Below are 13,988 nucleotides of genomic sequence, written 5' to 3' on the forward strand. Positions count from 1 at the left end.
AGCAGTGATTTGACCTTCAACAAGCCTGATCAACGGCATCACGGCGGCGAACACGTACACGCCACAAGTGGGCAATCCACCGCAGGTGACCAGCCTGGCGCCCGCCACCGGCGGTCTGAATCTGACGATTCCCGTTGGGCTGGGTGGTGCGACGTCTTCGATTCTTACGGGTACGACGGGCACTCAAGGTGGCCCGAGTTACGTTGTGGGCGGGGTGAGCGCGACGCTTGATCCGGTTTCGCCGCAAGTCCTGCTCAAGAACCTCCCGGCGTCGTTGATTTGAGTAAAAATGGTGGGGATTTAATGAATAAGATAGATAGCATATCGAAGGCCAATCCCGTTTATGCCGAATATATAAAAAATTGTCGGATATGTTGAAATCTATTGGATATCTGGATTTTAAGAAGTGATTAAAATTGGTGATGTGCTCGAGATTTCAACAAAAAAGGGAATTCGTATTTTCAGTTTTTTGGGAGAATGTCTCCTATGGGGATGCTCATTCGAGTGCTCCCTGGAACATTTCAGGAGCTTCCGGATAATCTGGACGAGTTGGTGAAAATTCGCACCAATTTCTGGATTTTCTTCCCCGTTTCGATGGCAGAGAAGCGTGGGATCATTCGGAAAGTAAAGAATTGTATGATTCCTGAGCACTCAGTAACGCCGCCGAATTTCCGAACTGGGATTGTTGATCCGGCGACGAAAAAGGTCGCCTCGTGGTGGTTGTGGGACGGCAACAGGGAGTGGGAAGTTGGGGCTTTGACCGACGAAATACGAAAGCTGCCGATACGAGGGGCATGGAACGATACCTTACTTGTAGAGAGAATTGAGGAAGGGTGGCTTCCTGAAAACGATAAGCGATGACTTCAGTGTGGCGTGTTAAGCGCTCTCAGAAATTGGCCTTGAAGGGCTCCCACGAGCCGACGCAAGAGCTGTTGAGCAGGTGCTTATAGAGTCAAATGGATTGGTGAAAAATTTGGCTCTTTATTAGGTAAATGGCATTTCGAAAAAATGCGAAATGTGTGGATTCGCTAAAAACGGGAATTAAAATGCTTAAATCAATAAAATATCCTGAATTCAAGCGATGATTAAGTCTGGAGATGTTTTTTCAATATCCACCTCGAAGGGGTATGCATTTTTTCAATATGTGAAAAAATTACCTCCGATGGGAACTATGATTAGAGTATTGCCTGGAATTTTTGATAGGGTTCCTGGTGATCTATCTGATCTTGTAAGTCGTGAAACAAATTTCTGGGTGTTTTTTCCTGTTGGTGCGGCAGAAAAACTCGGAATCGTAAAAAAAATACAGAATATCCAAGTTCCAATTCATGCAATGGAAACACCAGTTTTTCGCGCAGGTATTGTTGATCCATCAACGAAACGAGTGGAGACGTGGTGGTTTTGGAGCGGGGAAAAGGAATGGATGGTTGGAGAGATAACCGAAGAACAGAGAAAGTTGCCGATACGGCAAGCTTGGAATGATACGCTATTGGTGGAGAGAATTGAGGAGGGGTGGCTTCCGGAACGAGATAAGTTCTGAGATTCTCCATGATTTGCTGATTGCCCTCGGGGATGGTTTTCAGTCGGAGGGCGTTTAGTCGTGCACCAGACGGTTCAGTCGTTACCGCGGAGAACAGCGGGCACTATGGACAGAATTGGATTCCTCAAATTGAGGAGCAATTTCGACATTGGCTTTCGGATCGAGTCGGAGTGCCGGTCAGTCATAAACCATGTAAAAGCAAATGAAAGTCGAACTCTTGTTTCCTCCACTTGAGGAGGATTCCATCTTTTGGTTTGTGAAAATTGGTAAATTAAAAATAGGAATTATTAACAAAAACGTTTGGTGCTTAGGCCTCGGGGATGTAGTGAGATCGCCTTTGGATTTCGAGGATATGATGCCTCTCTTACCATTGTTGGAAGTAAGCAGGCGGGGCTTCATCGAATATTTTGAGCGAGTAGGTAGATTGCGGCCCGAGATTGCGGGCATGATTCAGACCTTCCCAGAAACACTACTTCTAAAATTTGCGTGTGAGAAGTCAGTTTCGGATTACTGGCCTTCGAGAGCAATCGAGTGGATCAACGCCGAGCCAATTCTCGCGGAAAAATTGAGTAAAAGCCTGTTTGATTTGCTGAAGCAAGGCTGGTTGCCGCAACGCCTTCGACAGCAAGTGAGTGAGGTCGTTAGGCGCATCGGGACAGAGCGGCCTCCACGCGTTTGAGTTTTAGAGAATACTCTGTCGATCAACCTGTGAGAATTTCTGTCCACTATTAGTGATTCATAAGGGAGAGACGGTGCCGCCGGCGCGACGGTAAGTGCGGTACTAAGTCTGCTGCTGCGCGATGCCACTATACAGTGACGCGGCAAGCTCCACCTATTCAGAGAACGGCGACGGCTCGATTACCAAAGCGGTGACCTACGGCAATGGGGGCAACGTGAACGTTGAGCATGAATATGCAGGCGGTCATTTGCGCGGCACGTGGGCATGCCAGAAGCGGATCTCGCGAATCGCTTGGCAACGTGGAACGTGTCATCGGCTTCCACGTTCACTGATCGCGCAACCGAGGAGACTACGGTCTCCGCAGTAGTGAATTCGAACACGTCGTCGATTCGGAGCTATCTGTTGGGAAATTCAAGCGGCTATTTGGCGATTGAGTACACGTCGCCAACACCGGTTGGTACCAGCCTCAGTCGCGATGCGACAAGCGCCGCTTCGATCAATAACGTCAGAGTCCTGATTACGAAGAATTCTAGAAAGTCAACGGGCTACAGAATTGTGACGGGGTACCCACGCCAATAACGCAAAAATTCCCGAAAGTTAAGAACATGTTTTCGACGTACCTTAACCAAGATCTTGATTTAGCGTTCGGTACGGCGGATGACGCGATTCGTGCGTTCTTGGAGCACGGCGTGCGCGATTAAGTGTTGACGGCAAGGGATGAAGTGTGGGCGATTCTGGCGATGAAACTGCCAGAGGGAGTTGCAGAAACTCGTTCTTGGAGATTTGAGCTCCTGCTATTACTACCCTACAGAATGGTCGTCGGCCGAGCTTTGGTTGCCACCGAGCTTTGACCCAGTTACCGGGCCGTCGAAAGGGAAATGGTAAAGCTGCGAAATAATGTATCTAAATGTGGAGGCAAATTTGGCAGCAGCCTATTGGGGGCCGAGAGAGGAATCCGCAGCGGAATGTGATCATCGAGGCTGACGGTTATTGTCCGCCGGGGACTTTGATTGGAACCAACGGTGTTACCTGCCGTCTTGGAAAGAACGGTAGTGGTGCGCGTATCGACATTCCCGCTAACGGCTCCAAGCCGCACGAAACGTTGCACTATTAAGGAGGCTGCTTTGAAGTACTTGAATTTCGCCCTGTATCAAATTGGTGCGCTTGGTGATGAATTCGATAAAGGTTTCAAGGATATTTCGTTCGAGTTTGCGAGTCATGGCAAGCCGGTCTCAGTTACTTTATGGCACGCAGACGCAACCGGAATCGAGGTGACATGCAAGATGCATGACACGGATGAAAGGGTTGAATACGGCATATTGGAGTTTGCACAAGTGGGTCGGCGTGCAGAAAATAAAACGTTCGTTTCGCTGGATAGCGATCTAAGCGCGCCGGCTTTCGTTGAGAAGTTGGTGCTAAGGGACGATGGGGTTATCTGTGAGTCCGGATTCATGCTCGGAGGTAGGGATGGCTCCGTACTATTAGTCGTTGCTGGTGTCTATCCGTATACCTTGGCCGTAAGGGTCGCAGGGTACTTGGGACCGTTCGATCCCGAGTTTCCGATCGAACGGTACGAACGCATCCCGATGTCGTGAATCGATTGCTGGCGCCTTCCTACTAATTCGCTTCGTAGACTATCTGGCCGGAGTGGACTCGAGTTACGTTAGTGGAACGGCTGGCAATGCGGTGACCAATGATGCAGACGAGTTGCTGTCGCAAGACGTGGTGCTCTTCTTCGAATGCTTGAAGGCCTATGTGGAAAAGGACCGACCGGAGCGGGGGGCTGTTAACGAATTGTCTATATCGCCGCTATTCGCGGCAGAGAGAACTCGGTGAAGCACTGATGCTGATGGAGCAGGTGCGCCAGATTTTTGCGGAGCCACCTGCATCTGCTGTTAACAGGGATCCATCTGTATGGCGTTGTTGCATAAATCGAGTCTGAGGACGAAGTAACTCCCATGTTTACGGCGTTGGGCAATGCGGACGGATTGCGGACGTGCGATGTCCGCCATGCGGTTCAGCACGCCCACTCGGATGGCAACCTTGGTTGCCTGCGATTCGGTGCGTCGTGCCCACAAGCAGTTACCCGTGAGCGTCTTGAAGCGATACATCACGTTTTCCGCGAGCGAGCGCCGGTGGTACCCGCTGTCCTTCTTCCATTCGCGGCGACCGACGCGGGCGATCGCATCGACCGCGTCGTTGCGCCACGTCGCGCCGGATGTGTTCGCGGGCCAATGAGCAGCGCCTTCGCATGGCGGAATCGAGGACGTTGCGCCGCGCGCGGCGATCGCGGCATGGCATGGCTTGGTGTCGTAGGCGCCATCACCGCCGATGACATCGAGTCGTTCGTCGTCCGGTATCTGGTCCAGCAGTTCGGCCAGGACGTCGCCGTCGGCGACATCCTGATGCGTCATCAACGCGGCACGCACCTGACCCGTATTCGCGTCGAGCCCGAGATGCACCTTGCGCCACGTGCGACGCTTCGAATAGCCATGCTGGCGCACCTTCCATTCGCCCTCGCCGTAGACCTTCACGCCGGTGCTGTCGACCACCAGATGGATCGGCTCGCCATCGCCAACGATCGGCAGTTGGACCTCAAGCGTTTGCGCACGGCGGCAGAGCGTCGTGTAGTTCGGCACGGACAAGGTGGCGAAAGCCAGCTCGCGCAGGCTTTGCGCGAAGCCTTGCAGCGCGCGCAGCGGCAGGCGGTACACTGTCTTGATGCCCAGCAGGGCCTGGATCAGCGCGGCGCTGTACAGACGCGGACGGCCGCGGGTTGGCTCGGCGTCCGGTATGTCGGCAAGGGCGGCGTCATCGATCCACATCGTGACGTTACCTCGGTTGATCAGGCCGGCGTTGTAGGCAGACCAGTTCCTGACACGATAGCGCGTCTTCGGCTCGCACTTCTTGCTTGTGTCCCTGCGCATCTTCTCGAAGCCAAAAATCGAGAATCTACGCAGGAACGCGAATTGTTAACAGGGGCGCTGGACCGGCTGTTCTGCGTAAACGTCAGCCGGCCGCGTGTCCGTCCGATTAATGCAACAACGCCCAATGTGGTAACAGTTATCCGGGATGGGTGAATGATTCGACGATTATCGAAATCAAGGACGTTGTAAATATATCGAATTCTAATCAATTTAGAGGATATTTCGAGACAGGGAAGCCGATTCAGCTTGTCGTGAGTCCAAATACGCAGAGAATATCCCAGCCGTTGAGGGAGTTGATAAGTAATTCGGGTGGATCTATTCGAGTCTATGATCCTAGCTCTGGGACGTTCAAGTCATGGATTTCTAAATAGCAGGTGATACGTGAAATTTAAGATTCCTGTAAGCGTAAATTTGTTGAGTCCAATGACGCTCACGAAGCCATCGGATTTTTTGAGCGCAGTGCAGCTTTTTTGCGACGAGCTTCCAGAAATAACTCCGGAAAAATGGGGGTGGTGGGAGCCACTTGATTGTGACTTCGATCGAAATAATTTGAGGGATCTAATTCCTGGAAGCGGAATTTCGGAGACCGTTTACTGGCAAAGAAAAAAGCTCCCTAAGTCCGAAGGAAGCTTTGCCGTTCGATGGAGAAGTAAGTCGCCTGCGGTAAGTGATACGCATGCCAGGATTGGGTTCACCGTAGAGCTGAAGCAGATCGAGCAAGCATCTCTCGTTTCGTACATAAAGAATGCGAGCACTGTTTTTAGTGCAGACATCGCTTTTTTTGATGTGTTGACCCCAGAATATACAGAATTCTCTGTTGAAAGCGGTTCGGCCCCGTATGGTGACCGGCTTATGGTTGTGACCCATCTTCTGAGGCACTGGCTCCCGGATATATTTTGGGCAACAGTATTGGGTCCTCCTTATGTCCGGATTTTTGGAAAGGACCGCCTTTTGTCGGCCCCTGCTTATGCCGTGGAGGATTTGGGGCCAGAGACAGTTTACGTACAGTTAACGAAGAATCTCGCCGATGCATACGAACGGGGAAGTGAGCTTCAGTTGGCACGTAATAGCTTTAAAGAACACCTTCGTAGTAACGCATTTTTTGTTGAGGGGAAAGGTTATGATCGCCTGCAGAAAGGGGCGGTCGGTGATGTCTTCGAAGTTCCAAAATTTGATCTGGTTGAAGATGAGTGACCGATATGACGTCACGTTTTCGTCTCAGTGGAGCGGAGCCGCTTCTCGACGCACATGAAAGTTTGGTACGCCCAGGACAGTTTCGCCTGTGCCGGCGACGACCTGTATTGCTACAAACAGCGTGACAGCAGGGCCAACCTCCACATGCGATACGTCGATTACAAGACTCGGAAGCCAATATCCCAACGTGCAGACGAACGTTACTGCCGACCAGTTTAAATCGAATCTCATCTCGAACGGGTATAGCGTTATTAACCAAGGGATAAAAAAACGGCTCTTTTTTCCGTTCTGGGTAACGGTACGTCCACGTACCAAAAAGAAAAAAGAAGCACTTGTCGTGGCGGTGCTCGCTTCCTTGCCAGCAAGGCCTGCCGTCGCGGTTGAATCGCCTGTGACACAGGCACAGATCGTCGCCAGGTTACCTGTTCACCTGCTCAACAGCGGCCTAAGGGCATTGTGGTGGGATGTTGTTGGCGACGGTTCCCCAGCACGCATTACGACCTCGGCCCCACCACCTCCCGCAACGTCGCCGCGAAGCGCTGGGCGAGCAGGCTTTGCGTGCCTCGCGAGGGGCGCAGCAGATGCGTCGCGAACGGCACGTCGGGCGCGAACGGACGATAGTCGAGACCGCGTCCCTGATACGCCTGCGCGGCCGCCCGGCTCACCACGCTCACACCAAGCCCGCCGGCAACCAACGCACAGACGGTCGCTTCGTACGGTGTTTCCAGTTCCTTGTGCCGAAGCTCCACGCCGGCTTCTCGAAACCGCTGGTCGATCTTCATGCGTGTGCCATCGACCAGCGATAGCGCGATGAACGACTCGTGCTCCAGATCGGCCGGCCCCACAACCTCGAACGCACCCAGCCGATGCCCGGCCGGGAACGCGCACACGCCCGGGACCTCGCAGATCTTCGTCGCCTCGATGCCGGAGACGTCGCGGCTCACGTAGGACACCACGCCCAGATCGCAGAATTGCGACGCCACCCAGTGCGCCACACGCGGCGAGTCGTTGGTCAGGAGTGAGACGGCAACGCCAGGGTGCGCTTCGCGAAACCGCCCTATCACTTCGGGCATCTGAGTGAGCGCGATCGACGGCACGGCGCCCACACGCAGCCGTCCGGTGCCTGAGCGGCGAATCTGTTCGGCCGAGTCCTCCAGGCTTTTCAGACTCACGAACGCACGCTCGACGTCGCGAAAGAGCTCCGCGCCCTCGTCGGTCAGTTGCAGACGACCGTTGAGGCGCTCGAACAGCCGAAACCCCGCACTGTCCTCCAACTGCCCGATCAACCGGCTGATGTTGGGCTGCGAGGTATGCAGTGCATCGGCCGCCGCCGTCATCGAGCCCGTCTGGATGACCGCGCGAAACGCTTCCACTTGCTTGAACTTCATCGTCCTGGCTCTCCTCCAGCCCCATCGCGCCGCCCTTCCTGTCCCTGAAGGTGCCTGAGTGAACCCGCACGCGCCCGGACGCGCACATATGGCGCGCCATGGGGTATATCAAAAATGTATGGACTCGTATTGTATTGTGATTTTTAAGAATGTTTCAGCCCGGCTACAGTCGTCGCCATCCCGTCCGTGCGGTGAGGGGCGACGCATCCGCCGCCCGCCACCGCGCAGTCGCCTACGTGTCGTACACCGCTTCAGGAGAATGAAATGAACGCGTCCCACCCGAAACGGTGAGAGCAGAGGAAGGAGGTGAATCCTCACGGGCCAACGGCATCGAAGTGCCCAGGTGGAAAATGCACGCATTTCCCGGCAACCGGAGGATCCACGATGAACAGTATGGCCGTAGGCGTCGACATCGCCAAGCAGGTTTTCCAGGTGCATTACGTCGATCAGCACACCGGAGAGATTGTGAACAAGCCGATCAAGCGGGCAAAGTTTCTGGAGCACTTCGCGAACAGAGCGCCGAGCCTGATCGGCATGGAGGCGTGCGGCGGTGCGCACCACTGGGCTCGGCAACTCGCAAAGATGGGGCACGAGGTCAGATTGATGCCGGCGGAGTTCGTGAAGGCGTTCAACATCCGCAACAAGAACGACGCGGCGGATGCCCGGGCGATTTGGCTGGCGGTACAGCAGCCGAGCAAGCCGGTGGCGGTGAAGACGGAAATGCAGCAGGCGATGCTGGCGCTGCACCGGATGCGCGAGCAGTTGGTGAAATTCCGCACGATGCAGATGAACGGACTGCGCGGCCTGCTAACGGAATACGGCGAGGTGATGAGCCGTGGCCGGGCGAAGCTGGACCAGGAAATAGCCATTGCGCTTGGTCGGCTCGCGGAGCGCCTGCCGGGAGCGTTGATCGATACGTTGCGCGAGCAGTGGAGCGGGCTGGCGCGGCTCGACGAGCAGATTGCCGAGATCGAACGCCGGATGCTCGAATGGAAGAAGGAAGACAAGGCGGTAAAGGCGATCAGCGAGATACCCGGCGTGGGATTGCTCACGGCGACGGCGGCAGTGGCGATGATGGGCGACGCGAAGGCGTTTCGCTCCGGACGCGAATTCGCCGCGTGGGCGGGTCTGGTACCGAAGCAGACGGGCTCGGGCGGCAAGGTGAACTTGCACGGGATCAGCAAGAGGGGCGACACCTATCTGCGCACGCTGCTGATTCACGGTGCGCGAAGCGTGTTGAGCCATGCGAAGGAACCGGGTCCGTGGGTCGAGCAGATGAAGAAGCGACGGCCGGCGAATGTGGTGATCGTCGCACTGGCCAACAAGACGGCACGGACGATCTGGGCGGTGCTGGCCCATGATCGGCCGTATCGGAAGGACTACGTGAGCGTGAAGCCAGCCTGAACGGCCCGCGCGAGGTAGACGATCAATGTTTAACACAGGGTGAACGTCGAAAGGTTGCGCAGCAATCAAGTGTGATGACAAGCCAGGTAGGACCGGGACTCGCTAAGCCTGAATCGGTGCAAGAGCCTTGAGCTCGCCAGGAGAATGAGGCGCGAGTCAGCGAATTTCATAGGGGCCCGCAGCGGCAGTACCAGCTGCATCAAGGCCGGATATAGAGCTGCAGCCCATCCTGTCCGTCGGAACACAAGAAAACTGCTGCAAACGGGACGCGTTCATATAGTCATCGATGCCAAGCTTGCGCCGTTCGTTCGTTGCCGCCACCGCCGTCTTCGCCGTGATCGTCACGGTGGGGGCAGGCGCCCGATCCGCTCTCGCCGCGCCGGGCGACATGCCGCCGCTGCCGGCGGACATCAAGGCGCAGGGACAGTTGCACGTGGGCGTGCGCTGCGACCAGCCGCCCTACGGCTATCAGGACGGCAGCGGCGCATTTGCCGGCGTGGAAGTCGAGATGGGGCGCCAGATCGCCGAATGGGCGCTCGGCTCGAAGGACAAGGCCGTGTTCACGTGTGTGACGGCGGAGAACCGTGTGCCGCAACTGCTCGGTCGCAAGGTCGATCTGCTCATCGCCACGCTGGGCGTGTCGCCCGAGCGCTCCCGCGTGATCGACTTCACGCAGCCGTACCGCTGGGGCGCCAGCGACGTCGTGGTGCGTCGCGATAGCGGCATCAACAAGCTGGCCGATCTCAAGGGCAAGACGCTCGTCGCGCTGAAGGGCTCCGTGCAGGCCAAGTGGTTCGAGGACCACATGCCCGAGGTCAAGATGCTGCGCCTGAACACGGCCGCCGACGCGATGCAGACCTTCCGTCAGGGACGCGCCGACGCCTATACGCACGACGCCGCAACGCTCGTGGTCGCGGCCGCGCAGGACCCGGGCGCCAAGCTGCTGGGCCAGTATTTCCAGATTTCCGATGCGGCCATCGGCGTGCGCAAGAACGAGGCCGCATGGCGCGACTATCTGTCGGCGGCGATCACGCGCATGCGCTACGAAGGCCGCTTCGTGCAATGGGTCAAGCTGAACGTGCCCGAATCGATCCGCAGCTACTACCTCGCAGTGTTCCAGCAGGGACGTCCGAAGGAAACGCTGTAAGCGGGCGACGCTCATGGATTTCGACGTCGCTTATCTTCTCGCGCAATGGCCCGCGCTATGGCGAGGCGCACTCATGACACTGCAGGTGTCGGTCATCGCCATCGCCTGCTCCGCGCTGATCGGCGTGGTCGGCTGTGCCATCCGCATCTTCCGCGTACCTGTGCTCTCGCAACTCGTGACCGGCTACGTGGAACTGATGCGCAACACGCCGATTCTCGTGCAACTGTTCTTCATCTTCTACGGCCTGCCGGCGATCGGTGTCGGACTGTCGCTGTTCGCCTCGGGTGTGCTGTGCCTGTCGCTGTGGGCCGGCGCCTATCAGATCGAGAACCTGCGTGGTGGCATGGCCAGCGTGGGGCGTCGCATGTACGAGTCGTGTCATGCGCTGTCGCTGCGACCGTGGCACTACTTCACGCTGATCGCGCTGCCGATCGCCTTGCGCCATGCATTGCCCGGCATGCTCAACACGGCGATTTCGCTGCTCAAGAATTCGTCGTATCTGCAGGCCATCGGCCTTATGGAACTGACGTTCGTCGCGGTGGACCGCATTGCCACGGACTTCCGGCCGCTCGAGATGTTCGGCGCGATTCTCGTGCTGTACCTCGGCATGGTGGCCGTGCTCGCACTGCTCGCGCACCGGCTCTCGGCCTGGTTGCAACGTCCGTTCCGAACTCATTGAGGCGATTGCCGACCATGCATGTCATTCTCGAAAACTGGCTCGTCATCGCCAAGGGGCTGCGCATGACGCTGGCCCTCGCCGGCGCCGTACTCGCCTGCACCACGGTGATCTCGCTCGTGCTCGGTGTGCTCGCCACGCTGCCGAACCGCTGGCTCAAGCTCGCCGTCCACGGCTATGTGGAACTGTTTCGCTCGATTCCCCTGATCGTGAACGTGTTCTGCGTGTTCTTCGTGGCGCCGATGTTCGGGCTCGACCTGAGCCCCTTCGTTGCAGCCACGGTGGGCCTGTCGCTGTGGGGAGGCGCCAACGGTACGGTCGTGGTCTCGGGCGGCATCGCGTCGGTTCCGCCGCACCAATGGAAGAGCGCGGCCGCGTTGGGCCTGCGCCGCTGGCAGATCTATCGTTACGTGATCGGCCCGCAGTCGGTCGGCGCCATTCTGCCCGCGTACACGGGGCTGCTCACCTTGCTCGTGCAGTCGACCTCGCTCGGTGCGCTCATCGGCGTGAGCGAGTTCCTCAAGGTCAATCAGAACATCATCGAGCGCGCGACCATCATGCAGGGCCGCAACCCCGCCTTCGAAGTCTACGGGCTCGTGCTCATCGTCTATTTCGTCATCTGCTCGGCGCTCAGCGCGCTGTCCCGCTACCTTGAACGCCGCTTGCAACGCGAGCGCGTTCGCCCGCTCACTCAACAGGGTTGAACATGTCCATCTCGAAAGTCAGTCGCCGGCTCACCGAGTCCGCCGCGCCGGAAGTCAACGACATCATTTTCAAACCTCGTCTGGCCGGCTTCGAAGAAACGTTCGCGCCGCTTGGCGATATCAACAAGGCGCACGTGGTGATGCTCGCCGAGCAGGGCCTGATCCGCCCGGAACACGCCTCGGCGCTCGCTCGTGGCATTCTCGCCATGGAAGCGGCGGGCCCGGGCGCCGTGCCGCTCGACCCCAGCCGTGAAGACGCCTATTTCAACTACGAGGCGCACCTGATGGATCAGGTCGGCGCCGATGTCGGCGGGCGCATGCACACCGGCCGCAGCCGCAACGACATTCTCGCGACGCTCGACCGTCTCCGCGGACGCGCCACGCTGATCGAACTCATCGAAGCGCTGTTGCGTGTGCGCGCGAGTGCGCTGGAGCAGGCGCAGCGTCATGCGGAAGTCGTCATGCCAGGCTACACGCATCTGCAGCCGGCGCAGCCCATGACCTACGGCTTCTATCTGGCCGGCGTGGCGCAGGCGCTCGAGCGCGACACCCGCCGTCTGATGGACACGCTCTCGCATATGAACGTCTGCCCGCTGGGCGCCGCGGCGTTCGCCGGCACGCCGTTTGCGATCGACCGTCAGCGCACCGCCGAACTGCTCGGTTTCGACACGTTCGTCGACAACGCGCTCGACGCGGTGGGCTCCCGCGATTTTGTGCTCGAGAGCATTGCGGATCTGAGTCTGCTGGCGGTGCTGTGGAGCCGGGTGGCGCAGGACTATTTCGTGTGGACGACACACGAGTTCGGCATGATCGAGTTCCCCGACAGCGTGGCGACGACGTCGAGCATCATGCCGCAGAAGAAGAACCCGGTCGTGCTCGAATACCTGAAGGGGCGCACCGGCCAGATCGTGGCGGCGCTGATGGCGTGCTCCATGGCGATCAAGGGCACTAACTTCACCCACACCGGCGATGCCAACCGCGAGGGCACGCAGGGCTTCTGGGATGCGGCGCGCGAGACGATCCGCTGCTTGAACCTGCTCGACCTCGTCGTGCGCACGGCCCGGCCGGTGGAGGGGCGTGCGGGGCGTCTGGCCGCGGAAGACTTCTCCACGGCCACCGCGTTGGCCGATCACATGGTGCGCGAGCATGACCTGTCGTTCCGCGCGGCGCACCACGTGGTGGGCGCGGTGGTGCGAGACGCGATGGACCGGGGCGTGCCGGCGGACCGGATCGACGCGCAGATGGTCGAGGCAGCCGCCCGCGAACAACTGGGCGCACCGCTGGGCATCGACGCCGATGCGGTGCGCGCGTGTCTCGACCCGGTGAGCAACGTGGCGGCGCGCGCATCGGCCGGCAGTCCGAGTCCGGACACGCTGCGCGCGCACGTGCACGCCGCGCTGGCGCGACTGGAGACGACGCGTGCGAGTCTCGCGCAGTGGCATGAGCGACTGGCCGCTGCACAGCGTGAGTTGCAGGAGGCCACGCAAGCCCTGGCGGGGCGCCAATGAGCGCGCTGCTCTCGATTCGCGGTCTGCGAAAGCACTTCGGTCCGCATCAGGTCGTCAACGGCGTCGACCTCGATGTCTTCCCGGGGGAAGTCGTGGTGGTGATCGGGCCGAGCGGTTCGGGCAAATCGACGCTGATTCGATGCCTGAATAGCCTGGAGACACCCACCGACGGCACCGTCACGTTGGGCAGTGCGGCGACCGACGTGCGCGATCATCGGGCCATGGCGAAGTTGCGCGAGGACGTGGGCATGGTGTTTCAGGATTACACGCTGTTCCCTCACCTGAGCATCTTGCGCAACATTACGCTGGCCCCGGTCAAGCTCGGGCGCATGAAGCTCGCGGAGGCCGAGCGCACCGCACATGCGTTGCTCGAGCGGGTAGGGCTGGCGCACAAGGCGAACGCTTATCCTGCGTCGCTCTCGGGCGGGCAGCAGCAGCGCGTGGCGATCGTGCGTGCGCTGGCGATGAAGCCGAAGCTCATGCTGTTCGACGAACCGACGTCGGCGCTTGACCCGGAGACGGTGGGCGAGGTACTCGCGGTGATGCGGGATCTGGCGCGCGACGGGATGACGATGATCGTCGTCACGCACGAGATGGGCTTCGCGCGCGAGGTGGCCGATCGCGTGGTGTTCTTCGATCACGGCCGCATCGTCGAGAGCGGCTCGCCCGAGGAGATATTCGGCGCGCCGCGCGAGGCGAGAACGCGGCAGTTCTTGAGTAGTGTGTTGCGGTGAGGGGGGACGAGAAGACGTTTGAACGAATGCAGCGCATCGTCTCAGAATGCCGGTCGGTATAAGTGGCTCTGGCGGCGGGGTGTACAAGGG

The 13,988-nt window shown here is 58.4% G+C and carries 14 protein-coding genes; 12 read left to right on the forward strand and 2 right to left on the reverse strand.

Annotated features, from left to right (window positions below; translation table 11 throughout):
- Positions 1-486 precede the first annotated feature (486 nt).
- The 5 genes from RO07_RS03920 to RO07_RS03935 all read left to right on the forward strand — a co-directional run bounded on the left by RO07_RS03920 (position 487) and on the right by RO07_RS03935 (position 3,811).
- A complete protein-coding gene (locus tag RO07_RS03920) occupies positions 487-861 on the forward strand; it encodes a hypothetical protein (protein WP_039408186.1) in 375 nt (124 codons plus the stop codon).
- Between the two features lie 220 nt (positions 862-1,081).
- On the forward strand, positions 1,082-1,537 hold the full coding sequence (locus tag RO07_RS03925; RefSeq protein WP_072636945.1) for a hypothetical protein: 456 nt from the start codon (positions 1,082-1,084) through the stop codon (positions 1,535-1,537).
- 202 nt (positions 1,538-1,739) lie between these two features.
- Positions 1,740-2,216, forward strand: coding sequence for a hypothetical protein (locus tag RO07_RS03930; protein ID WP_039408187.1), 477 nt, complete (start codon positions 1,740-1,742; stop codon positions 2,214-2,216).
- 264 nt (positions 2,217-2,480) lie between these two features.
- A complete protein-coding gene (locus tag RO07_RS26860) occupies positions 2,481-2,795 on the forward strand; it encodes an RNase A-like domain-containing protein (protein WP_160118077.1) in 315 nt (104 codons plus the stop codon).
- A gap of 545 nt (positions 2,796-3,340) precedes the next feature.
- Positions 3,341-3,811 carry a hypothetical protein gene (locus RO07_RS03935; RefSeq protein WP_039408188.1) on the forward strand — a complete coding sequence of 157 codons (471 nt, stop codon included), beginning with the start codon at positions 3,341-3,343 and terminating at the stop codon, positions 3,809-3,811.
- Between the two features lie 300 nt (positions 3,812-4,111).
- Here RO07_RS03935 and RO07_RS03940 read toward each other — a convergent pair whose 3' ends face one another.
- On the reverse strand, positions 4,112-5,143 hold the full coding sequence (locus tag RO07_RS03940) for an IS5 family transposase (RefSeq protein WP_052267007.1): 1,032 nt from the start codon (positions 5,141-5,143) through the stop codon (positions 4,112-4,114).
- Positions 5,144-5,524: 381 nt separating this feature from the next.
- Between RO07_RS03940 and RO07_RS25700 the strand changes: the two genes are divergently transcribed.
- Complete coding sequence (locus RO07_RS25700; RefSeq protein ID WP_218919078.1) at positions 5,525-6,337, forward strand: GIY-YIG nuclease family protein; 813 nt, start codon at positions 5,525-5,527, stop codon at positions 6,335-6,337.
- A gap of 494 nt (positions 6,338-6,831) precedes the next feature.
- On the opposite strand, the gene RO07_RS03950 is transcribed toward RO07_RS25700, so the two are convergent.
- Positions 6,832-7,725: a LysR substrate-binding domain-containing protein gene (locus RO07_RS03950; protein WP_039408193.1), complete on the reverse strand. Its 894-nt coding sequence runs from the start codon at positions 7,723-7,725 to the stop codon at positions 6,832-6,834.
- A 384-nt stretch (positions 7,726-8,109) separates the two neighbouring features.
- Here RO07_RS03950 and RO07_RS03955 point away from each other — a divergent pair, with 384 nt between their 5' ends.
- The 6 genes from RO07_RS03955 to RO07_RS03980 all read left to right on the forward strand — a co-directional run bounded on the left by RO07_RS03955 (position 8,110) and on the right by RO07_RS03980 (position 13,898).
- Positions 8,110-9,129, forward strand: coding sequence for an IS110 family RNA-guided transposase (locus RO07_RS03955; protein ID WP_039408197.1), 1,020 nt, complete (start codon positions 8,110-8,112; stop codon positions 9,127-9,129).
- A gap of 286 nt (positions 9,130-9,415) precedes the next feature.
- Positions 9,416-10,276, forward strand: coding sequence for a transporter substrate-binding domain-containing protein (locus RO07_RS03960; protein WP_039408199.1), 861 nt, complete (start codon positions 9,416-9,418; stop codon positions 10,274-10,276).
- A gap of 13 nt (positions 10,277-10,289) precedes the next feature.
- Positions 10,290-10,955 (forward strand): amino acid ABC transporter permease, encoded by a 666-nt coding sequence (locus tag RO07_RS03965; protein ID WP_039408202.1) that lies wholly within the window; start codon positions 10,290-10,292, stop codon positions 10,953-10,955.
- A 14-nt stretch (positions 10,956-10,969) separates the two neighbouring features.
- Positions 10,970-11,656 carry an amino acid ABC transporter permease gene (locus RO07_RS03970; RefSeq protein ID WP_039408204.1) on the forward strand — a complete coding sequence of 229 codons (687 nt, stop codon included), beginning with the start codon at positions 10,970-10,972 and terminating at the stop codon, positions 11,654-11,656.
- A 2-nt stretch (positions 11,657-11,658) separates the two neighbouring features.
- Positions 11,659-13,164, forward strand: a complete 1,506-nt coding sequence (argH, locus tag RO07_RS03975) for an argininosuccinate lyase (protein WP_039408206.1) — start codon at positions 11,659-11,661, stop codon at positions 13,162-13,164.
- Positions 13,161-13,898, forward strand: coding sequence for an amino acid ABC transporter ATP-binding protein (locus RO07_RS03980; protein ID WP_072636946.1), 738 nt, complete (start codon positions 13,161-13,163; stop codon positions 13,896-13,898). The genes argH and RO07_RS03980 overlap by 4 nt, the downstream gene beginning before the upstream one ends.
- The last annotated feature ends 90 nt before the right edge of the window (positions 13,899-13,988 follow it).

The sequence above is a fragment of the Pandoraea pulmonicola genome, assembly GCF_000815105.2.
Taxonomy (GTDB): domain Bacteria; phylum Pseudomonadota; class Gammaproteobacteria; order Burkholderiales; family Burkholderiaceae; genus Pandoraea; species Pandoraea pulmonicola.

Bases quoted from the DNA above. Each gene is read 5' to 3' on its own strand.
- RO07_RS03920 (WP_039408186.1), top strand. From the start codon at position 487: ATGGGGATGCTCATTCGAGTGCTCCCTGGAACATTTCAGGAGCTTCCG.
- RO07_RS03925 (WP_072636945.1), top strand. From the start codon at position 1,082: ATGATTAAGTCTGGAGATGTTTTTTCAATATCCACCTCGAAGGGGTAT.
- RO07_RS03930 (WP_039408187.1), top strand. From the start codon at position 1,740: ATGAAAGTCGAACTCTTGTTTCCTCCACTTGAGGAGGATTCCATCTTT.
- RO07_RS26860 (WP_160118077.1), top strand. From the start codon at position 2,481: ATGCCAGAAGCGGATCTCGCGAATCGCTTGGCAACGTGGAACGTGTCA.
- RO07_RS03940 (WP_052267007.1), bottom strand. From the start codon at position 5,143: ATGCGCAGGGACACAAGCAAGAAGTGCGAGCCGAAGACGCGCTATCGT.
- RO07_RS03950 (WP_039408193.1), bottom strand. From the start codon at position 7,725: ATGAAGTTCAAGCAAGTGGAAGCGTTTCGCGCGGTCATCCAGACGGGC.
- RO07_RS03955 (WP_039408197.1), top strand. From the start codon at position 8,110: ATGAACAGTATGGCCGTAGGCGTCGACATCGCCAAGCAGGTTTTCCAG.
- RO07_RS03960 (WP_039408199.1), top strand. From the start codon at position 9,416: ATGCCAAGCTTGCGCCGTTCGTTCGTTGCCGCCACCGCCGTCTTCGCC.
- RO07_RS03965 (WP_039408202.1), top strand. From the start codon at position 10,290: ATGGATTTCGACGTCGCTTATCTTCTCGCGCAATGGCCCGCGCTATGG.
- RO07_RS03970 (WP_039408204.1), top strand. From the start codon at position 10,970: ATGCATGTCATTCTCGAAAACTGGCTCGTCATCGCCAAGGGGCTGCGC.
- argH (WP_039408206.1), top strand. From the start codon at position 11,659: ATGTCCATCTCGAAAGTCAGTCGCCGGCTCACCGAGTCCGCCGCGCCG.
- RO07_RS03980 (WP_072636946.1), top strand. From the start codon at position 13,161: ATGAGCGCGCTGCTCTCGATTCGCGGTCTGCGAAAGCACTTCGGTCCG.